The sequence below is a fragment of the Bradyrhizobium tropiciagri genome (assembly GCF_018130545.1).
Taxonomy (GTDB): Bacteria; Pseudomonadota; Alphaproteobacteria; order Rhizobiales; family Xanthobacteraceae; genus Bradyrhizobium; species Bradyrhizobium tropiciagri_A.
The window spans coordinates 71,990-92,078 of sequence record NZ_JAFCKF010000012.1 but is presented as its reverse complement, the minus strand read 5'-3'; the positions used below and the strand labels follow the sequence as shown (position 1 = coordinate 92,078).

Below are 20,089 nucleotides of genomic sequence, written 5' to 3'. Positions count from 1 at the left end.
AAGTGCAAGCCCTCCGAGGCGGATTTCGGCTTTGTGTTTCACCGCGATTGGTGGTTAGAGCGGATGTAACAGGAGATCATATGGCCGTCATTCTGATCACGGGTGGAGCACGCTCCGGCAAAAGCCGGCGCGCCGAACTTCGTGCGCGGAGCTTTCCGGGGCAGCCGGTCTACGTCGCCACCGCCGAAGCACTCGATGCGGAAATGGATGAGCGGATTTCAAAGCATCGCGCACGGCGTGGCAATGACTGGGTTGAGCGCGAGGTGCCACTCGATCTGGTGGAGGCACTTTCTGAGACAGATGGAGGCGGTGCACGGCTGGTCGATTGCCTGACGCTGTGGCTGTCCAATTTGCTGCATGCGGAGCGCGACTGGTCGCAGGAAATCGCGCGGCTGGCGGATGCGCTACAGCATCAGCGCAGCCCGGTCATTTTTGTCACCAATGAGGTCGGCCTCGGCATCGTGCCTGACAATGCACTGGCGCGGACTTTTCGCGATGCCGCCGGCTTGATGAATCAGACCATCGCCGCTGTGGCCGACGAGGTCGAGTTCGTCGTTGCGGGCCTGCCCATGAAGCTTAAGTAGTGAAGCTTAAAATGAACTCCGAGATCGAACCAGCCAAGGGCTCCACAATGATCTCATTCGACGACACGTTTCGCCGCCAATTGCACGAGCTGTTCGTGTGGCGGCGCGACGTGCGGCGCTTCCGGAGCGATCCGCTGCCGGATGGCACGATCGAGCGGCTGATCGAGATCGCCTGCCTGTCGCCGTCGGTCGGGTTGAGCCAACCCTGGCGGTTCGTCATTGTCGACGATGCGGCACGGCGCAGCGCCGTGATCGAAGACTTCAAGGCCTGCAACGCCGATGCGCTGCGGTCCTACTCCGGTGAGCGCGCTGCCAAATATGCCGCGTTGAAATTATCAGGCCTTGAAGAGGCGCCCGGCCACCTCGCCGTGTTCGCCGAGAAGACCGATCAGATCGGCTCCGGCCTCGGCCGCGCGACGATGCCGGAGACCTCAGAATACTCCGTCGTGGCGGCGATCTGCTCGATGTGGCTTGCCGCGCGCGCCGAAGGCATCGGGATCGGCTGGGTCTCGATCCTCAATCCGCCCCGCATCCACGAGATCCTGGAGATACCGGCCGCCTGGAAATTCATCGGCTATCTCTGCATCGGTTACCCCCAGGCCGAGTGCGACCGTCCGGAGCTCGAGCAGGCCAAGTGGGAATCGCGGCGAGGTCCGGATGAATTCACCATCCGGCGCTGACGAATCCGTGGCCGGCGGCCCCGCTGCGATCGGCGGCGTCCACTGGCGCGCTGACATCGCCTCGCTGATTTTTCCGCTCCCGGAGCACAATGCGATCTGCGCGGTGCATCGCGGCGCCTTTCGGACGCTGCTCGGCGCCGTCCCGACGCCGGATGCCTGCCTCGGCTATTTCGCGCGGTTTCAAGATGCGTTCAGGAGCGCGGCAACCACGAAAATTCTGCACAAGCGTATCCCTGTTGGAACAAATCTGCATCTTACCAGTCGCGACATCGCCCGAAAGCTGCTAGAAGCCGACCAAATCGAATGTGGAGAACGACCATGAGCCAGTCCCAGACCGCGCAAACCCAGCTCACGCATCTGCCGGTTGCGACCCGACAGGTCGGACGGCTTGCCCAGTCTCTGATGGCGATGACGCTCGGCCTGTTCATCGTCGGCGTGGTCGGCTTCTCGCATATCGACGTGATCCACAACGCCGCGCACGACGTGCGCCATTCCAACGCCTTCCCCTGCCACTAACCCGGTCGGTATGAGCACGTTTCGCTCGATCGTCTTCGCGTCGGTCATCGCCGGATTCATCGTTGGCCTGATCGTCACCGCGGTCCAGCAGTTCGGCACCGTGCCCCTGATCCTCAGGGCCGAGGTCTATGAGAAGGCGGCCGAACACAAGCACGAAGCCTCAGCGCCGCCGCAGGTGACACTCGTGCACGATCATGCAGACGCTGCGCATGCTGCGGAAGCCTGGGAGCCGAAGGACGGGCTGGAGCGCAATCTCTATACGGCAGGCGCGAACATCCTGACCGCGATCGGCTTTGCGCTGCTGCTCTGCGGCTTCTTTTCGGTTCGCAGCGGCGCTACCGGCGAGGCGATCTCCTGGCACGAAGGCCTGATGTGGGGCCTTGCAGGTTTTGCCGTCTTCACCATCGCTCCGGGCCTTGGGCTGCCGCCTGAACTGCCGGGGGTTCCCGCCGCGCCGCTGCTCTCGCGCCAGATCTGGTGGACGACGGCAGTGCTGGCGACCTCAGCCGGCCTCGGACTGATCGTTTTCCGGCGCTCGGCACCCGCCGCCATCGCCGGCGTGGTCCTGATCATGCTACCGCATGTGATCGGCGCGCCCGAGCTCGAGCATGTCGAGACCAACGTGCCCTCGTCGCTGTCGCACCAGTTCGTGGTCGCGGTCACGCTGACCAGCCTGGTGTTCTGGTCGCTGCTGGGCAGCCTGACCAGTGCCGCCTTCGCGTATTTTGATCGGCCTGCATCGGCGTGACGGCGCGGTCTGAAAATGACGCCGCTCAGCTCGCCCGCCTAAGCTGCTTGCCGGCTCGCAACTCCTTGTCCTGCACCAGCACCTTCTCCGAATAGAGCTGGTCGATCTCCTGCTCGGACAGCCCGAGTTCGCCCAGGATCGCCTCATTGTGCTCGCCGAGCAGGTCCGCCCTCAGGTCGGAGCGCTGCGGCCATTCCGAGAAGCGCATCGGCGCGCCGGGTATGGCAAACTTTCCGATCTGCGGATCGCTGACATGGCGGACCGTGCCGCGCTCGATCAGATGCGGCTGGGCCATGGCGTCATTCAGGGTCAGCACCGGAGCGCAGGGAATCCTCTCCTGCTCCAGCGCGGCGATCGCCGCCGCGCGCGACGGGAAAGTCTTGAGCCAGGCTTCGACGATCTCCCCTACCAACACCCTGTTGTCGGCCCGGGCGCGTGCGGACTCGAACCGCGGATCCTTCTCGAGCTCCGGCCGCCCCAGCGCGCGGACCATTTGCGGCCACTGATGCGCCAGCGCACAGATCACCAGAAACTCGTCGCGTCCGCAGTCGAACACGCCGACCGGGCCGCCGTTCGGATGCAACGAGCCTTCCCGCTGCGGCACAAAGCTGTCCCCGCGCAGCGAAACCTTCGGCACGTTGGCCTCATGCATATGGAAGTAGGTGTCGAGCAGCGTCGATTCGATGAACTGCCCCTCTCCGGTCCGCTCGCGGTGAAGCAACGCAAAGGCTATCGCCATCGCCGCGGCAACGCCGGTCGAGGCATCTCCGATCGCAACCGGCACCTGCGCCGGCTTGCCGTCGGGTTCGCCGATCACCCCGGTGATGCCCGCGAAAGCCTGGGCGATGTAGTCGAAGCCGGGCTTGTCGCTCAGAGGACCGGTCTGTCCCGCAAAGGAGATCGAGCACATGATCAGCCGCGGATTGATGGCCTTGAGCGTCTCATAGCCGAGCCCGGCGCGCGCCATCACACCCGGGGTGAAGTTCTCCACCAAAACGTCGGCCTTCGCTGCAAGCCCGGTCAGGATCTGGCGGCTCTTCTCATGCTTGAAGTCGAGCGCGAGGCTGCGCTTCGAATGGTTCTGCTGAAAGAAATACGTGCTCTGCGACGTGTTCTTGTAGGCGGGATCGCGCGGCTTCAGGCCCTGGAAGCGCGACCGATCGCCGAATGGCGCGAGCTCGATCTTGATCACGTCAGCACCGGCCTCGGCCAGCAGACGCGTGCAGGTCGGACCGGCGACGAACTGGGTGATATCGAGCACGCGATAGCCGGTCAGCATTTTCGGAGGCAGGGTCATCTCAATTGTCCAAGTGTTGTGATCGAAGCGTTCCGGCAGCCGCGTCTCCGCCTGCCGGTCTCGTTCCAAACAGATTGCTGCGCGCCTGCTCGTCGAGCGTCTTGCGTATCGCGCGCCGCCCGACGGCCAGCCCCTTCTGAAGCGGCGGCCGTGCGCGCAGCTCGGCAAACCAGCGCCTGACTTCCGGGAAGTCGTCGAGCGTGAAGCCCTGCGCCTTGTGGGTCATCACCCACGGAAAGCAGGCGATGTCGGCGACCGAATACTCCTCGCCCGCAACATAACCGCTCTCGCCCAGTCGATCGTTGAGCACGCCGTAGAGACGACGCGCCTCGTTGTTGTAGCGTTCGACCGCGTAGGGAATCCTGGTCGGCGCATAGAGCGAGAAGTGCCCGTTCTGGCCGAGCATCGGCCCGAGCGCGCTCATCTGCCACATCAGCCATTGCTGCACGCTGGTGCGGCCATGGAGGTCACGTGGCATGAACCGGCCGGCCTTCTCCGCGAGGTAGAGCAGGATCGCTCCCGATTCGAAGATCGTCAGCGGCGCTCCACCGCCAGGCGGATCCCGGTCGACGATGACAGGAATCCGGCCATTGGGATTGAGCGTCCGGAATTCGGACTTGAACTGGTCACCGCGCGTGATGTTGACGGGCACGACGGTGTACGGCAGCCCGCATTCCTCGAGCATGATCGAGATCTTCCAGCCGTTCGGTGTCGGCGCGAAATGAAGGTCGATCATCGGAGCCTCCGACACGGCTCAAGCCAGCTGTTTTTCGCGCGACAGCGACAGACCGGCCTCCTGCAGCCGCCGCTCCAGCATCGGCACGCGGTCATTGCCCCAGAACTGCTCGCCGCGGAACACGCAGATCGGCACGCCGAAGATATGATCGCCCTGGCTCTCCAGCTGCGCCTCCTCGTATTCGCGCCGGCCATCACCTTCGAGATAGCCGCGGAATTCGGCGCCGGACATCCCGAGCGATTCGATGAAGCGCTCCACCGCGTCGACCTCGTCGACAGCAAGCTCGCGACGGAAGAACAGCTCGTAGACCAGGCGGCTGTATTCGATCAGACGTCCCTGCTTCTCCGCGAACAGGCCGCCGATCAGCGCCGGTGCCGTGTCGAAGATCTTCAGCGGGCCACGGATGATCTTCTTGTCGCCGCGCTCGTTCGCGCTTCGCCGCGCGTCCATGTAGGAATACTTGACCTTGTACTCCGAGTAGACGCTGCGCTGGCCCGAGCCCTTGATGCGCAGCTGGAACGGCCGCCACTGCACCTTGATGTCGTAAGTCTTCTCCAGCTCGAACACCGGATCGAACGCCAGCCAGGCGTAGGGGCTCTTGTAGTCCGAATACATCTTGAGAATTTCGCGGGACATTGTCTCTCCTTCCATGCGGATGTCATTGCGATTGAGCGACGAGCGGACACTGGCTCTCCGACAACGGCTGCGCCGCCTCGGATGCCGGAATGACCTTCTCGATCTTGTAGTAGTCCCAGGGCTTCTTGACCTCGGCAGGCGCCTTGATGCTCGCCATGTAGAACGGATGCATCAGCCAGCCATCGGCACGCACCGAGCCGTTCTCGACATACATGTCGTTGACCGGCAGCTTCCGGATCTCGTCGGCGACCTTCAGACCATCCAGAGTCTTGGCGGCCGCGACCGCCTCAAGATAATGCAGCGTCCCCGAGTAGACCGCGGCCTGATCCATGGTCGGCATCGCATGATGCTGCCTGTAGAAGCGCTCCGACCAGGCGCGCGTCTTGTCGGTGCGATCCCAGTAGAACGGCGTCGCAAAGGTCAGACCCTGCACATTGGCAATTCCGAGCGCATGCACATTGGTGATGTAGGTCAGCGGCACCACGATGTGCTGACCGCCCTCGGCGATGCCGAACTCCTTGGCCTGTTTGAGGGCGTTGGTGGTGTCTTCCGCCGCCGAGATCAGCCAGATCACCTTGGCCTTTGACGCCACGGCCTGCAGCAGGAACGAGCTGAAGTCGGGATTATTCTGCGGGAACCGCACCGAGCCGAGCACCTTGCCCCCGGCCGCCTTGATCGCGCCCGCCGCAGCATCCTCCATCGCCTTGCCGAAGGAGTAGTCGGCTGAGAGGAAGAAGAAGCTGTCGAGCCCACGCTCGATCAGCGGCTTGGGCAACGGCGCCGAAATGGCGTAGGCATTGAGCGACCAGGAGAACGCGGTCGGCGCACAGGCCTGCTGCGTGATCGCGGGACTTCCGGTGACGCCGTGGATGACGATCTTGTTGCGCGCTCGCGCCAGCTCCTGCACGGCGAGCGCCACGGCCGATTGCGCCACGTCGACGATGACATCGGCGCCGCCATTGTCGAACCAGTTGCGGGCGATCGCCGCGCCGACATCGGGCTTCGCCTGGTGATCGCCGGAGATGACCTCGATCGGACGGCCCAGCACCTTGCCGCCGAAATCCTCGACCGCCATCTTCGCGGCGAGCACCGAGCCCGGCCCCATGATGTCGCGGTACATCCCCGACATGTCGGTGAGCACGCCGATCCGAACCGGCTGCACATCCTCCGCCTGAACCGGCGCCAGCATCGTGCTGCCGGCCAGCAGCGCGATCGCCGCAAACGTAGATCCTTTCATCACCATGACTTTCCTCGACTCTCCTCGCCTGGGACGGCATGCATGTGCCGCCCTTCTTTGCTTCAGATGATCCGCCTGCACTTCAGATCGTCGATCCTCTCCCCGGAGAGGCCGAGCAGGCCGCCATAGACCTCCTGATTGTGCTGCCCGAGCGTCGGGGCCGGCGCGGTGTATCCCTTAGCTGTCCGTCCCATCTTGATCGGGAATCCGGCGCCAACGACGCGCTGCTCGAGCGTCTCGGTCGGATGCGCAATCGTCTGCAGCATGTCGCGCGCGCCAAGATGCTCCCAGGCGAGGATGTCGTCGATGTCACGGATCGGGCTTGCCGCGACGTCGCCGCGAGTGAGCGCCTCGATCGCCTCCGCTGTGGTCCGCTTCTCCGTCCATTCGATGACGATCGCGTCGATGATCGCGTTGTTGGCGACACGCCAGCCGGTGTTCATGAACTTCGCGTCTTCGGCGAGGTCCAGCCGGTCGATCACGCCGAGCAACGCCAGCCAGTCCTCGTTCGTTGCGGCGCCGAGCGCGATCGCACCGTCGCGCGTGACATAGGTGTTGAACGGCGAGAACCGCATGATGCGATTGCCCTGCCGTGGCGCCATTCCCATTTGCGGATAGCAATCCAGCGGCTCGTCGAGCACCAGCGACAACAGGCAGTCGGCCATCGCGACGTCGACGAATTGACCCCGCCCCGACATCCGCTGCTCGGTCAGCGCGGCGAGGATGCCGGAGACGGCAAAGGCGCCCGTGATGCCGTCGGCAAGCGCGGTGCCCGCCTTGCTGGGGCCGCCGTCGGGCGCACCCGTGATCGACATCAGGCCGGCCGCGGCCTGGATCATCAGGTCATAGGCCTTGAGACGCCGGTCGGCGCCGGTCGAGCCATAGCCGGTCAGCGCGCAATGCACGATCGCGGGGTTGACCTGGCGATTTGTCTCGTAATCGATCCCGAGCCGCTCTGCCGCGCCGGGACGCAGATTCTCGACCAGGATATCCGACTTGCGAAGCAGCGCATGGAACAGCTCCATGCCCTCCGGCGTGCGCATGTTCAGCGTGATCGACTTCTTGTCGCGGCAACGCTTCAGATAGGCGAGGCCGAGATCGCTGTCATGCTTGCGGTCGAGCGAAACGCCGTCCTTACCGAGGAACGGCGGCCCGGTCATGGTGGGATCGCCCTGCTCCGGCCCATCAATGCGAATGACCTCCGCACCGAAGCCCGCCAGCATCAAGGTCGCAAACGGCCCCGAATAGAACCGCGTCAGATCGAGAACGCGAACCCCGTGCAGCGCGCCTTGCCTCGTCATCATCTGGCTCGCCGTCATCCGGAACGTCCCTTCCCGCTTGCTGCTCTGTCGTTGTCTTCATCGTTGACGCCGCGGTCATATAGGTCAAATATTTTCCGATCCGGATTATTGATGCAGAATTGGAATGAATGATGCGCGAGCGCCGCCGACGCCAGTTCGAGGTCAGCCTCAAACACCTTCGTGCCGCCAACTCGGTTGCGGTCTATGGCAGCTTCACCGCCGCTGCGGCCGACCTCGGCATGACGCAGTCGGCGGTGAGCCGTCTCGTGCTTCAGCTCGAGCGGCAGCTCGGCGTCTCGCTGTTCCTGCGATCGACGCGCAACGTCATCCTGACCGCGCCGGGTCGCGAATTCACCGCATCGACGCAGCGCCTGCTCGCCGATCTCGGCGCCCAGGTCGACAACGCCCGCGCGCTCGGCGAGCAGATCAGGGGACGCCTGATCATCTCCTGCCTGTTGTCGCTCACCCACCACGTGGTGCCGGAGGCCGTGCTGAAATACAGGAAGGCGCATCCGGGCGTCGAGATCCACTTGCGCGAGGGTCTTGGCAGCGAGGTCTATGAGGATGTCCGCAGCGGCCTCGCCGACTTCGGCGTCGGCAACGTCACGGCGCTCGGCCAGGAAGTCGTCAGCGACGATGCGGTGCAGGAATCCTGCTTTGCGATCCTGCCTTCTCGCCATCCGCTGCGAAACAAGAGCACGCTGAGCCTTCGCGAGCTGCGCAACGAACCGTTCGTCTCGCTGCCGACCGGCTCCGGCCTGCGGCAGCAGATCGACAGCGTCGCCACCACGAACGGCATCGTGCTGAAGCACAGCACCATCGTCGAGCAGTTCGGCACGCTCTACGATTTCGTCGCCGCCAATGTCGGCATCTCGATCGTTCCGGCTTCGGCATTGCCGCCCCGCCCGCCGCGTGGCGTGGTCGTGAAACGGCTGGTCGCGCCGCCTTTGGTTCGCAGGATCGGGATCCTGCGGCTGAAGAACCGCCCGCTGACGCCGGCTGCGACCGGATTCCTGGATATCTTCCGTCCGCTGTTCCTCAGCGCCTCACGCCGATAACCCGCGCCGGCACGCTAGGCCAGCCAAGAATCATTTGAGATTCGCGGCGGAGCCTGATTAGGTTCGGCGATGCCGTCTGGCGCGAGCCGCGTGGCGGCGGCAATGCCGAATCGACAGGACCCGACCACGGATGGCAAAGGCGCGACGGACACGACCGACGATTCGTGACGTCGCGGCGGAGGCCGGCGTGTCCGTCTCGAGCGTCAGCCGCACCCTCAATGGCGGCATCTACACCAGCGCGGAGCTGCATGCCCGCATCATGCGAGCGGTGAAGCGGCTGGGCTTCGAGCCCGACCAGGCGGCGCAGGCGCTGCGCTCTCGGGCTTCCAACACGATCGGCTGCATGGTGGCCGACTTCTCCAACCCGCACTACACCGGCATGGTGAGCGCGGCGGAGGAGGAATTCCAGCGCGCCGGCTTCCTGTTGATGCTCGCTGCGACCAAGCATGAGGAGGCGCGCGAGGCCGCGTTCCTGTCGGCGGTGCGGAGGCGGCAAATGGACGGCTTGCTGCTGTTTGCCGGAGACAATTCCCACAAGGACTTCATGAAGGGGCTGGCGACGCTCGACCTGCCCTGCGTCACCGTCGACCGCGAGGTGCCTGACAGCGTGCCGGTTCGGGTCGATCACCGCGGCGGCGCGCTGGAGGCGACGCGCTACCTCATCGGCCTCGGCCACCGCCGGATCGCCCTGCTCACTGGAAGCGCTGCCGTGCTGCCGAGCTCGGAGCGGCTCGCGGGCTACCGGCAGGCGCATCGCGAGGCGCAGATCGAGGTCGACGCAAACCTGATCCGCCCGCATATGCAGGGCGCCAACACCGCCTTCAGCTCGGTCTGCCAGTTGCTGCAATCGGCCAGGCCGCCGACCGCGATCATCTCCCTCGGCACCAGCATGCTCGCCGAGGTGCTGGAGGCGATCACCAGCAACGGCCTGCGCTATCCGCAGGACGTCTCGATCGTGTGCAGCGGCGACACCGACCTCGCCCGCCATGCAACGCCCGCGATCTCGGCCTTGAGCTGGGACATGAACGAGGTCGGCCGCACCGCCGCGCGGCTGTTGCTGGAGCGGATCCGCGACAGCGACAAGGCCGGCAGCAGCGAGCCCGTGTTCCTGCCGACGCGCCTGATCCTGCGCCATTCCTGCGCCGCGCCCGCGCGCGGGCGGAAGTAGCCCGGCGGAACAAGCGGTCACTGGAAACGGTTCCAGTGCTTCGGTTCGGATCACTCCATCCACGTCATTGCGAGCGAAGCGAAGCAATCCGCCTTTCGCGCAACGGAGAAATGGATTGCTTCGTCGCTGCGCTCCTCGCAATGACGGGGAGAGACGGTGCCCTCAGCGCAGCACGAAACCCTCGTAGCCGCGCTGCGCGATCTGCGCGATGCGGTGCCGGTAGCCCTGGCCGACATAGGGCATGAACACGCGCGGCTTGCCGGCGATATTGGCGCCCTGGTACCAGGAATTGGCCTTCGGATAGAGCGTGCGGCTGGCAGCATCCGCGACATGCGCCATCCAGGCGCGCTCGGCATCGGGCTCCGGCTCGATCCGCGTCTGTCCCTTGGCGCGCATGCCGGCGAGACAGGTGGTGATCCACTCGACATGGTTCTCGCAGGCATGGATCACATTGCCAATCACCGACGGGCTGCCAGGTCCGGTCACGACGAATAGATTTGGGAATCCCGACACCATCAACCCGAGATAGGCGCGAGGCCCGTCGGCCCAGGCCTCATTCAGTGTCGCGCCGTCGCGCCCGCGAATCCGCATCGCGGCGAGCGCCCCGGTCATCGCGTCATAGCCTGTCGCCAGCACCAGCGCGTCGAGCGCGAAGGATCGCGTCGCAGTCTCGACGCCGCCCTCGGTGACGGACGTCAGCGGCTCCGCGCGCAGGTCGACGAGCTCGACATGCGGCAGATTGTAGGTCGCAAAATAGCCGGTATCGATGCAGATGCGCTTGACGCCGAGCGGGTAGTCCTTCGGTGACAGCACCTCCGCCGTCGCCGCATCGTCCACGATGCCGCGGATCTTGTCGCGTACGAAGTCACAGGCGACATCGTTGACCGCCTCGTCGGTCAGGATATTCGGAAATGCGGTGAGGATGCCGCCTCCGCCCTGCTCCCAGAGCTGTTCATAGCGCGCCCATTGCACGTCCCGCGCCGGCACCGACGCATCGAACGCATTCGCCGGTACGCGCCCGAACTCCGGCGTCTCGAGGCTCTCGCGATATTTCGCGATCATCGGCTCGGCGGCTGCGATGTCGGCGTCGGACAGCGGCGCGTTGCGCGCCGGCACCGAATAGTTCGGCGTGCGCTGAAACACGGTCAGGCGGCTCGCCGCCTTCGCGACCATCGGGATGGTTTGCACGCCCGACGAGCCAGTGCCGATCACGGCGACGCGCAAGCCGGAAAAGTCGACCTCCTGATGCGGCCACTGCCCGGTGTGATAGACCGGCCCGCGGAAACGCTCCAGGCCCGGCAGTTTCGGCTTGTTGGGGACCGAGAGATTGCCCGTCGCCATCACGCAAAAGGATGCCACGATGCAATCGCCACGGTCGGTGCGCACCGTCCAGCTCTCGCCGGCCTCGTCCCAATCGGCATCAATCACCCGCGTATCGAAGCGGATCAGGGAGCGCAGCTCGAACCGGTCAGCAACGTGCCTTGCGTAACGCAGGATCTCCGGCTGGGCGGCGTATTTCTCGCTCCAGCGCCACTTCTGCCGCAGTTCCTCCGACCAGGTGTAGGAATAGAGCAGGCTCGGGATGTCGCAGCGCGCGCCGGGATAGCGATTCCAGTACCAGGTGCCGCCGACATCGGCCGCCGCCTCGATGCCGATCACCTTTAGGCCGAGCTCGCGCAACCGATAGATCGCATAGAGCCCGCCGAAGCCGGCACCAACCACGACGGCGTCGCATTCGGCGACCAGCGGTGGCCTTGCCTCGCGGTCCGGGCTCGTCTGCTCCAGTCTGCTCATTTGTCACATCTCTCCGGCCGCAGGAATATTGCCATCGGTGGGAACGCGCGCTAGTCTGGAAACGTTTCCAGAATGGAAGCGGATACGATAAATGTCGCCGGGCGTCAACGCGCCGGGCCCCGAGCAGCGGGTCCGCACGGACGTCACAAGGCGATCGGTGAATCATCAGGGGGAGACTCAGGGATGTTGGACGGTTTTTGTCTTCGCGCGTGTGTAGCGGTCGCGGCAGCGATCGGCGCGCTGTCGCCGGCGCTCGCGCAGAAGAACTACGGCCCGGGGGTCTCGGATACCGAGATCAAGATCGGCAACATCATGCCTTATAGCGGCCCCGCGTCCGCCTACGGCGCGATCGGCCGCACTGAAGCCGCCTATTTCAAGATGATCAACGACCAGGGCGGCATCAACGGACGCAAGATCAACTTCATCAGCTATGACGACGGCTTCTCGCCGCCGAAATCGGTCGAGCAGGCGCGCAAGCTGGTGGAGGGCGACGAGGTGCTGCTGGTGTTCCAGCCGCTCGGCACCGCGCCCAATGTCGCGATCCAGAAATATCTCAACGGCAAGAAGGTCCCTCACCTCTTCATCGCCTCGGGCGCGACGCGCTTCGGCGATCCGCAAAGCTTTCCCTGGACGATGGGCTGGCAGCCGAACTACCAGAGCGAGGGGCGCATTTACGCCAAGTACATCCTGGACAAGCTGCCGAACGGCAAGATCGCGGTGCTCTGGCAGAACGACGATGCCGGCAAGGATGCGCTGAAGGGCTTGCGCGACGGCCTTGGCGACAAGGCCAGCAGCATGATCGTCGCCGACAAATCCTATGAACTGACCGATCCGACGCTGGATTCGCAGATCGTGGCGCTGCGGGCCTCGGGCGCCGACATCCTGTTCACCTGGGCGGCGCCGAAGGGCGCGGCGCAGACCATCAAGAAGGTCGCCGAACTCGGCTGGAAGCCGACCTTCTTCCTGACCTCGACCGCGACCTCGGTCGCCTCTGTGATGCGCGCCGCCGGCATCGAGCATTCGCAGGGCATCATCTCGGTCGCATATCTGAAGGATCCGACCGACACGATCTGGAACGACGATGCAGAAACCAGGGAATGGCGCGCCTTCATGGACAAGTACATGCCCGACGGCGACAAGACCAACGGCAATCACGTCTATGGCTATGCCGCCGCGCAGACACTCGCGCAGGTGCTCAAGCAATGCGGCGACGATCTCACGCGCGAGAACGTCATGAAGCAGGCCGCCAGCCTGAAGGATTTTGCACCGAAGATGATTCTGCCCGGGATCCGGATCAACACCAGCGCGACTGATTTCCGCCCGATCGAGCAGTCGCAGCTGATGCGGTTCGAAGGCGAGAGCTGGAAGCTGTTCGGCAACATCATCACCGGCGAGGTCGGCAACGAGTGAGGCCTCTGTGCGTCATTGCCCGGCTGCCGAACTGGTCTCCGGCTGGCGGGCGACGATCGCAAAACTTGACCAGATGAAGAGACCGCCGTCCGCGAGCCCGATCACGGCCATCCGGGTCGGATAATGAAAGCCGGCGAGCGCAAGCTTCGGGCCGCCGGCCAACCAGATGTCCCGGTTGAAGGGCCGCAAAACCGCCATTTCCATTGAACCCAACCACCGAGCGCAGCGCCGGTCAGACGGTCGCGCGTTGCGGGTTGCGGGTTGCGGATTTCTTTACCATGCCCGGCGTGGACACGGGCAATGCCCAACGCCGAGTTCCCGCTCTGTCCTACCCAATTGCAGCGGCCGGATTTACGCAACCTTAGACGATTTGGTCCACATCTGGCGCGTGCACGACGCAATCGGAATGAAGCGGCCGATGTCGCAAAAGTCGAACCTCGAGGGGCACAGGCTGGCCTTCGCCGATCATGCCACGGCTGATCTCGCAACGCAGGCTGACGCAGCTCGCGGCGCGGTGACGGAGCGCGGAGCGATCGGCCAGGCGTCCCGTGCCTCGACAGCTCAATCTTCGCCGCGGACCGGCGCGCTGGTCGCCGCGTTGCGCGACGCCGACTGGCTGACGGCCGATCGCGTCACCGCCTTCACCCGCGTCTTCCTGCTGCTGTTCGTTGGCTGCATCGCGATCATCCCGTGGGCGGCGCCGACGATGGATGTCGGCCCCGACTTCGCAGCATTCTGGACCGCGGCCAAGCTCGCGCGCGAAGGCCACGCCGGCAATGCCTATGGTGACGCGGGCCGCGCCGCCGTCGCGGCCGTGCTCGGTCACAAGACCTACGCCCCGTTCTTCTATCCGCCGACCTCGCTGTTGCTCTGGCTTCCCTTCGCGCTGCTGTCGTTTGCAACGGCCGCGATCATCTGGGTGGTCGCGACCGGCGCCGCCTATGCAGCGGCGGTGCGGGCCATTCTGAAGGGCGGATCGATCGTTCCCGCGCTCGCCTTTCCCGGCGTATGGGTGTGCGCGCTATTCGGACAGAACTCGCTGTTCTCGGCCGCCCTGCTCGGCGGATCGGCGGTGACGCTCGATCGCTATCCGGTGATCGCGGGCATCTTGCTCGGATGCTTTGCCTACAAGCCGCAGGTCGCCCTGCTTGCGCCGCTGATGCTGATCCTGACCCGGCGCTGGCGCGCGCTCGGTGCTGCGGCGGCAACGGCACTGGTTCTCGTGCTGGCGGCGACCGCGAGCTTCGGGATCGAGCCGTGGCTCAAATTTATTGCCGTTCTCCCGGAAGCGGGCGCCTGGAGCCTCGGCGGCGCGCCCGGCTTCGAGAAATTCGGAAGTCCCTACGCCGCAATCAGGCTGGCCGGCGGCTCGAGCAGCGTTGCCTGGGTCGTTCAGGTGGTCGCGGCTGCGATCGCGATTATCGTTCTGATCGCCATGCTGCGGAAACGCCGCGGCGGCGCGGCCGAGATCGCGCTGATGGTGGGCGTGACGGCGCTGTGCATCCCTTCCCTCGGCAGCTACGAGGTGGTGATGCTGGCGATCCCCGGCGCCTGGCTGATCTCGCAAGCACTCGTGCAGGGCTGGCTGCCCTATGAGCGCATCGCACTCGCCGCGCTTTATGTGACGCCGTTTGCCATGGTGCCTGCGAGCGCCAACGGCCTTCAACTGGCTCCGGTCGCTGCCGCAGCCCTCATCGCGCTGGTGACGCGACGGATCAGGCATTGGCCACTTGGCGATGCGCCGGCCGAAATCGCCAATCGCTGAGTTGCCCGAAGGCGCAAGCCGCAGCAGCTCAACACATTCCGCTGTCGTCCCTGCGAAAGCAGGGACCCATAACCACCGATGGTCTTTGCTGAAAGCGGCTGGAACGACGAGTCGCTCTCACAATGTCCGCCGCGGAGTATGAGTCCCTGCTTTCGCAGGGACGACCCGTGGAAGGAGTCGTATTCCGCCCCTACTCGACGCGCATCAGCATCGCCTGCCGGGCCGCATGCCAGCTCTCCTCATTGGGCGCGCAGAGCAAGCCGCCGGTCAGATTGACCGGCTTGTAAGGCGATCCGTCGAAATGCGCGCTGTAGCCGCCGGCCTCGCGATGCAGCAGCCAGCCCGCGGCGTGATCCCACGGCATCAGCTTGTTGTAGAACAGCAGATGGCAATGACCTGATGCCGCCATGCGATACTCATGCGCGGCACATCGGAGCCAGGCGCTGGCGCCGAGCTTGGACAAATTGCCGGCGACGATCGCGCGCAACGGCTCGGGCAGGAAGTTGACGCCGACCACCGCGTCCATCTGATTGACCGGCACCGCCGGCGCCACTTTCAGGTCATGCCGCCTGCCGTCCGGCAGCTCGAGCCACGCCCCCTCGCCGCGCAGCGCAAATGCCGTGTCATTGCTGACCGGATCATGGATTGCGCCGAACACGATCTCGCCGCGCATGGTGGCGGCCACCATGCTGCCGAACAGCGGCAGGCTGGAGGTGAAATTCCGGGTACCGTCGATCGGATCGATGATGAAGGCGAGCTCCGCGGTTCCGACCTGATCGAGTGCGGCCGGATCACGCGCCGTGCCCTCCTCGCCGATCACGGCGGCATTCGGGAACGCCCGCAGCAGCGCCGCCGAGATCGCTTGCTCGGCAAGCTCATCGGCCTCGGTGACAACGTCGAACGCCGATGTCTTGGTGCGGACCTCGATCTCCCGCACGCGGCGAAATCGCGGCATGATTTCGCTGCGGCCGACTTCGGCAAGGATGTTTCCGATGGTCAGCGCATCGGCATGGGACAGTTTCACGCGGCATTCTCCTGCATTGCCTAGTCATTCTACCGCAGAAATGTGACCACGTCGCAGTCACCGACGCTGGTTGTAGACATCGATGCAGACGGCGCCCAGCAGCACGAGGCCCTTGATCACCTGCTGATAATCGATGCCGATGCCGAGGATCGACATGCCGTTGTTCATCACGCCCATGATCATGGCACCGACCACCGCGCCGCCGACCCGGCCGACGCCGCCATAGGCCGAGGCGCCGCCGATGAAGCAGGCGGCGATCACGTCGAGCTCGAAGCCGAGGCCGGCCTTCGGCGTCGCGGTGTTGAGCCGGGCTGCGAACACCAGCCCGGCGAGCGCAGCGAGCACGCCCATATTGACGAAGGTCAGAAAGGTCAGCCGCTCGGTCTTGACGCCCGACAGCTTCGCCGCCTTGGCATTGCCGCCGACCGCGTAGATCTGCCGGCCGACCACGGTGCGCCGGGTGACGAAGCCGTAGAGCGCGATCAGCGCGGTCATGATCACCAGCACGTTCGGCAGGCCGCGATGCGAGGCGATCAGATAGGTGAAGTAGAGCACCGCCCCGGCAAGCGTGATGCTCTTGACGATGAAGAAGGCATAGGGCTCGACCTCGATGCCATGCGCCTGCTCGCGCGCCCGGCTCTTGGCGCTGGCCAGCACCAGCACGAACGCCAGCACCACACCGATCAGCAGCGATGTCGGGTAGAGCGTGCCGGCGCTGGGAAACAGCTCGGGAATGAAGCCCGACGACAGCTTCTGGAAGGTCGGCGGGAACGGCCCGACCGACTGCCCCTGCAGCACCGCGAGCGCCAGGCCCTTGAACACCAGCATGCCGGCCAGCGTCACGATGAAGGACGGAATCTTGAAATAAGCGACCCAATAGCCTTGGGCGGCGCCGATCGCAGCTCCGACCAAGAGGCAGGCGACGAACGCAATCGGATAGCTGACATGGTAGTGCACCATCAGCACCGCAGCGACCGCGCCGACGAAGCCCGCGACCGAGCCGACCGAAAGGTCGATATGCCCGGTGACGATCACCAAGAGCATGCCAAGCGCCATGATGACGATGTAGCTGTTCTGCAGCACGAGATTGGTGAGGTTGAGCGGCTGCAGCAGCGTACCGTCGGTCACGATCTCGAAGAACAGCATGATCGCCAGCAGCGACAGCAGCATGCCGTAATTGCGCAGATTGTTCTTGATGAAGCCGGAATGCTTCGGGGTCTCGGGAAGTGACACCGTCTTGTCGGTCATTGCGCCCCTCCGGCCCGCGCCGCGCCGCTATCGACGCCGGACATCCTGACATTGCGCATGATGGCGCGCATGATCTTCTCCTGGGTCGCCTCGCCCTTCGCGAACTCGCCGACGAAGGCGCCGTCATTCATCACGCAGATCCGGTCGCAGATGCCGAGCAGCTCGGGCATCTCCGACGAGATCACCACGACGCCCCTTCCCGCCTCGGCGAGCTCGTTGATGATGGAATAGATCTCGTATTTCGCCCCGACGTCGATTCCGCGGGTCGGCTCGTCGAGCAGCAACACCTTGGGATCGGTCATCAGCCATTTCGACAGCACGACCTTCTGCTGGTTGCCGCCCGAGAGGTCGCCGGTCGCCTGGTAGACGTCGGAGCAACGGATCCGCATCCGGGTGCGGTAGTCGTTCGCGGCCTTCAGCTCGATGACATCGTCGATCACGCCGCGCTCCGACACTTTTCCGAGGCTCGCCACCGTCACGTTCTTGCGGACGTCGGCGGCAAGGATCAGCCCGAGCTGCTTGCGGTCCTCGGTCACATAGGCAAGTCCGGAAGCGATCGCGGCCGGCACGCTGGACAGATCGGCCTCACGTCCCTCGAGGCGGACCTCGCCGGTGACGTTGCTGCCCCAGGCCCGGCCGAACAGGCTCATGGCGAACTCGGTGCGGCCGGCGCCCATCAGGCCGGCGATGCCGACCACCTCGCCGCGGCGCAGCTTGAAATCGACATTCTTGATCACCTGCCGCTCGGGATGCAGCGGATGATACACCGACCAGTTCTCCACGCTCATCACGGGCTCGCCGATCTCGGCGCTTCGCTCCGGAAAGCGATGCGCGAGATCGCGGTTGACCATGCTGCGGATGATACGATCCTCCTCGATCCGCTCGGTGCGGCAGTCGATGCTGTCGACGGTGCGGCCGTCGCGTAGCACCGTGATGCGGTCGGCGACCCGCGCAACCTCGTTCAGCTTATGCGAGATCAGGATCGAGGCAATGCCCTGCTCGCGGAAGGTCAGGAGCCGATCGAGCAAGGCGGCGCTGTCGGCTTCGTTGAGACTGGCGGTCGGCTCGTCGAGGATCAAAAGGCGCACCCGCTTGGACAGCGCCTTGGCGATCTCCACCAGCTGCTGCTTGCCGACGCCAAGGTCGGTGATCAGCGTATCCGGCGACTCCCGCAAGCCGACCTGCGCCAGCAGCTCGGCGGTTCGCCGATGCACGGCGTGGCGGTCGATGACGCCGAAGCGCGACGGCGGATGCGACAGAAAGATGTTCTCGGCGATCGACATCAGCGGGATCAGCGCCAGCTCCTGGTGGATGATGATGATCCCGAGCGCCTCGCTGTCGTTGATGTCGCGGAACCGGCGCTCCTCGCCGTCGAACACGATCGACCCGTCGTAGCTGCCGGCCGGATAGACCCCGCTCAGCACCTTCATCAGGGTCGACTTGCCGGCGCCGTTCTCCCCGACCAGGGCATGGATCTGGCCGGCTTCCACGGTCAAGCTGACGTCGCGCAGCGCCTGCACGCCGGCAAAGCTCTTGCTGACGCCGCGCATCTCAAGCATTGCCGTCATCGGATCATGTCCTGCAGCGTCGATCGGCCTCGACATGGTTCGCCGCCGCTCACCCGGCTGTGCGCCCTAGTCGAATTGCGAGCGCTTATAGTAGCCGCTGTCAATCAGGACTTTCTCCCAATTTGTCTTGTCCACCACGACCGGCTTGAGCAGATAGGACGGAACCACCTTGACCCCGTTGTTGTAGGTCTTGGTGTCGTTGACGCTGACCTCCTTCTTGCTCAGCACGGCATCGACCATGTCGGCCGTGACCTTGGCGAGGTCGCGAGTGTCCTTGAAGATCGTCGAGTACTGTTCGCCGCGCAGCATCGCCTTGATCGAGGGCACCTCTGCATCCTGCCCGCTGATGTACGGCATCGGCTGGTCCTTGCTGCCGTAGCCGACGCTCTTCAGCGAGGAAATGATGCCGATCGACAGGCCGTCATAGGGCGACAGCACCGCATCGACGCGCTTCTTGCCGTAGAACGCGCTGAGCAGATTGTCCATCCGCGCCTGCGCGGTCGCGCCATCCCAGCGCAAGGTGGCGACCTTGTTCATCCCCATCTGGCCGCTACCGACCACGAGCTTGCCGCTGTCGATATACGGCTTCAGCACCGACATCGCACCGTCGTAGAAGAAGTAGGCATTGTTGTCGTCGGGCGAGCCGCCGAACAGCTCGATATTGAAGGGACCCTTGCCGTCCTTCAGCCCCAGTGCATTTACGATCGAACTCGCCTGCAGCACGCCGACCTGGAAATTGTCGAAGGTCGCGTAGTAATCGACATTGGGGGTGTCGCGGATCAGCCGGTCATAGGCGATCACCGTAATGCCCTGGGCCTTGGCCTGCTTCAGCGCGTCGGACAGCGTGGTGCCGTCGATGGCTGCGATGACCAGCACCTTAGCACCCTTGGTCACCATGTTCTCGACCTGGGAGAGCTGGTTCGGAATGTCGTCCTCGGCATATTGCAGGTCGGTGCCGTAGCCGCGCTCCTTCAGCACCTTGACCATGTTGTTGCCGTCGTCGATCCAGCGCGCCGACGACTTGGTCGGCATCGCGATGCCGATGGTGGCCTTGCTCTGGGCGAACGCATCCGACGCGGTCACGGAGAGACCTGCCAACGCCAACGCGAACAAGGTGGTCTTCAATTTGAACATGCTTCGCTCCCTCGGTTCTTTTTGAGTTGGTTATCGTTGTCTTGGACAGCGTCAATCGACCGCTATCATTGGTGGGCTGGCCGCAGATCTACGACGATGCCGGATCGGCACCGGGATAGTCGCCAACCGAAATTGCGGGATGTGGATTGAACCCGTCAACAGCGCCAATGCTCGCTCCACACGAT

The 20,089-nt window shown here is 64.6% G+C and carries 20 protein-coding genes; 9 read left to right on the top strand and 11 right to left on the bottom strand.

Going from position 1 to position 20,089, the window contains the following annotated elements:
• Window positions 1-80 precede the first annotated feature (80 nt).
• From cobU to JQ616_RS36560, 5 genes are read left to right on the top strand one after another with little or no spacing between them, the layout of a single operon-like run.
• Window positions 81-584 (top strand): bifunctional adenosylcobinamide kinase/adenosylcobinamide-phosphate guanylyltransferase, encoded by a 504-nt coding sequence (gene cobU / locus JQ616_RS36580; RefSeq protein WP_212023026.1) that lies wholly within the window; start codon window positions 81-83, stop codon window positions 582-584.
• A gap of 47 nt (window positions 585-631) precedes the next feature.
• Window positions 632-1,264 (top strand): 5,6-dimethylbenzimidazole synthase, encoded by a 633-nt coding sequence (bluB, locus tag JQ616_RS36575; protein WP_212023127.1) that lies wholly within the window; start codon window positions 632-634, stop codon window positions 1,262-1,264.
• A complete protein-coding gene (locus JQ616_RS36570) occupies window positions 1,242-1,586 on the top strand; it encodes a hypothetical protein (RefSeq protein ID WP_212023025.1) in 345 nt (114 codons plus the stop codon). The genes bluB and JQ616_RS36570 overlap by 23 nt, the downstream gene beginning before the upstream one ends.
• The gene (locus JQ616_RS36565) at window positions 1,583-1,780 is read left to right on the top strand and encodes a CbtB domain-containing protein (RefSeq protein WP_212023024.1); all 198 of its coding nucleotides are present in this window, start codon (window positions 1,583-1,585) and stop codon (window positions 1,778-1,780) included. Before JQ616_RS36570 ends, JQ616_RS36565 begins: the two co-directional genes overlap by 4 nt.
• Before the next feature lie 10 nt (window positions 1,781-1,790).
• A complete protein-coding gene (locus tag JQ616_RS36560) occupies window positions 1,791-2,528 on the top strand; it encodes a CbtA family protein (protein WP_212023023.1) in 738 nt (245 codons plus the stop codon).
• Between the two features lie 25 nt (window positions 2,529-2,553).
• Here the strand turns inward: JQ616_RS36560 and JQ616_RS36555 are convergent, their stop codons facing one another.
• The 5 genes from JQ616_RS36555 to JQ616_RS36535 form a co-directional block, all read right to left on the bottom strand.
• Window positions 2,554-3,825: a CaiB/BaiF CoA transferase family protein gene (locus JQ616_RS36555; protein ID WP_212023022.1), complete on the bottom strand. Its 1,272-nt coding sequence runs from the start codon at window positions 3,823-3,825 to the stop codon at window positions 2,554-2,556.
• 1 nt (window position 3,826) lies between these two features.
• Window positions 3,827-4,561, bottom strand: a complete 735-nt coding sequence (locus tag JQ616_RS36550; RefSeq protein WP_212023021.1) for a glutathione binding-like protein — start codon at window positions 4,559-4,561, stop codon at window positions 3,827-3,829.
• A gap of 18 nt (window positions 4,562-4,579) precedes the next feature.
• The gene (locus JQ616_RS36545) at window positions 4,580-5,197 is read right to left on the bottom strand and encodes a DsbA family protein (RefSeq protein WP_212023020.1); all 618 of its coding nucleotides are present in this window, start codon (window positions 5,195-5,197) and stop codon (window positions 4,580-4,582) included.
• Window positions 5,198-5,219: 22 nt separating this feature from the next.
• Window positions 5,220-6,434 carry an ABC transporter substrate-binding protein gene (locus JQ616_RS36540; RefSeq protein ID WP_212023019.1) on the bottom strand — a complete coding sequence of 405 codons (1,215 nt, stop codon included), beginning with the start codon at window positions 6,432-6,434 and terminating at the stop codon, window positions 5,220-5,222.
• A gap of 62 nt (window positions 6,435-6,496) precedes the next feature.
• Window positions 6,497-7,738, bottom strand: coding sequence for a CaiB/BaiF CoA transferase family protein (locus tag JQ616_RS36535; protein WP_212023018.1), 1,242 nt, complete (start codon window positions 7,736-7,738; stop codon window positions 6,497-6,499).
• 128 nt (window positions 7,739-7,866) lie between these two features.
• On the opposite strand from JQ616_RS36535, the gene JQ616_RS36530 reads away from it, so the two are divergent.
• Both JQ616_RS36530 and JQ616_RS36525 read left to right on the top strand, forming a co-directional pair.
• Entirely contained in the window at window positions 7,867-8,793 is a 927-nt protein-coding gene (locus JQ616_RS36530; RefSeq protein ID WP_212023017.1) for a LysR family transcriptional regulator, read from the top strand.
• 130 nt (window positions 8,794-8,923) lie between these two features.
• Window positions 8,924-9,961 carry a LacI family DNA-binding transcriptional regulator gene (locus JQ616_RS36525; RefSeq protein ID WP_249137781.1) on the top strand — a complete coding sequence of 346 codons (1,038 nt, stop codon included), beginning with the start codon at window positions 8,924-8,926 and terminating at the stop codon, window positions 9,959-9,961.
• Window positions 9,962-10,123: 162 nt separating this feature from the next.
• Here JQ616_RS36525 and JQ616_RS36520 read toward each other — a convergent pair whose 3' ends face one another.
• The gene (locus JQ616_RS36520) at window positions 10,124-11,755 is read right to left on the bottom strand and encodes a flavin-containing monooxygenase (RefSeq protein ID WP_212023015.1); all 1,632 of its coding nucleotides are present in this window, start codon (window positions 11,753-11,755) and stop codon (window positions 10,124-10,126) included.
• A 183-nt stretch (window positions 11,756-11,938) separates the two neighbouring features.
• On the opposite strand from JQ616_RS36520, the gene JQ616_RS36515 reads away from it, so the two are divergent.
• Window positions 11,939-13,165 carry an ABC transporter substrate-binding protein gene (locus JQ616_RS36515; RefSeq protein WP_212023014.1) on the top strand — a complete coding sequence of 409 codons (1,227 nt, stop codon included), beginning with the start codon at window positions 11,939-11,941 and terminating at the stop codon, window positions 13,163-13,165.
• Window positions 13,166-13,177: 12 nt separating this feature from the next.
• Here JQ616_RS36515 and JQ616_RS36510 read toward each other — a convergent pair whose 3' ends face one another.
• Complete coding sequence (locus JQ616_RS36510) at window positions 13,178-13,369, bottom strand: hypothetical protein (RefSeq protein WP_212023013.1); 192 nt, start codon at window positions 13,367-13,369, stop codon at window positions 13,178-13,180.
• A 214-nt stretch (window positions 13,370-13,583) separates the two neighbouring features.
• On the opposite strand from JQ616_RS36510, the gene JQ616_RS36505 reads away from it, so the two are divergent.
• Window positions 13,584-14,930 (top strand): glycosyltransferase family 87 protein, encoded by a 1,347-nt coding sequence (locus JQ616_RS36505; protein WP_212023012.1) that lies wholly within the window; start codon window positions 13,584-13,586, stop codon window positions 14,928-14,930.
• Window positions 14,931-15,120: 190 nt separating this feature from the next.
• Here JQ616_RS36505 and JQ616_RS36500 read toward each other — a convergent pair whose 3' ends face one another.
• The 4 genes from JQ616_RS36500 to chvE all read right to left on the bottom strand — a co-directional run bounded on the left by JQ616_RS36500 (window position 15,121) and on the right by chvE (window position 19,904).
• Window positions 15,121-15,954: an inositol monophosphatase family protein gene (locus JQ616_RS36500; RefSeq protein WP_349630097.1), complete on the bottom strand. Its 834-nt coding sequence runs from the start codon at window positions 15,952-15,954 to the stop codon at window positions 15,121-15,123.
• Window positions 15,955-16,011: 57 nt separating this feature from the next.
• A complete protein-coding gene (gene mmsB / locus JQ616_RS36495) occupies window positions 16,012-17,202 on the bottom strand; it encodes a multiple monosaccharide ABC transporter permease (RefSeq protein ID WP_212023011.1) in 1,191 nt (396 codons plus the stop codon).
• Window positions 17,199-18,770: a multiple monosaccharide ABC transporter ATP-binding protein gene (gene mmsA / locus JQ616_RS36490; protein ID WP_212023010.1), complete on the bottom strand. Its 1,572-nt coding sequence runs from the start codon at window positions 18,768-18,770 to the stop codon at window positions 17,199-17,201. The genes mmsB and mmsA overlap by 4 nt, the downstream gene beginning before the upstream one ends.
• A 66-nt stretch (window positions 18,771-18,836) precedes the next feature.
• Window positions 18,837-19,904, bottom strand: a complete 1,068-nt coding sequence (gene chvE, locus JQ616_RS36485) for a multiple monosaccharide ABC transporter substrate-binding protein (RefSeq protein WP_212023009.1) — start codon at window positions 19,902-19,904, stop codon at window positions 18,837-18,839.
• Between the last annotated feature and the right edge of the window lie 185 nt (window positions 19,905-20,089).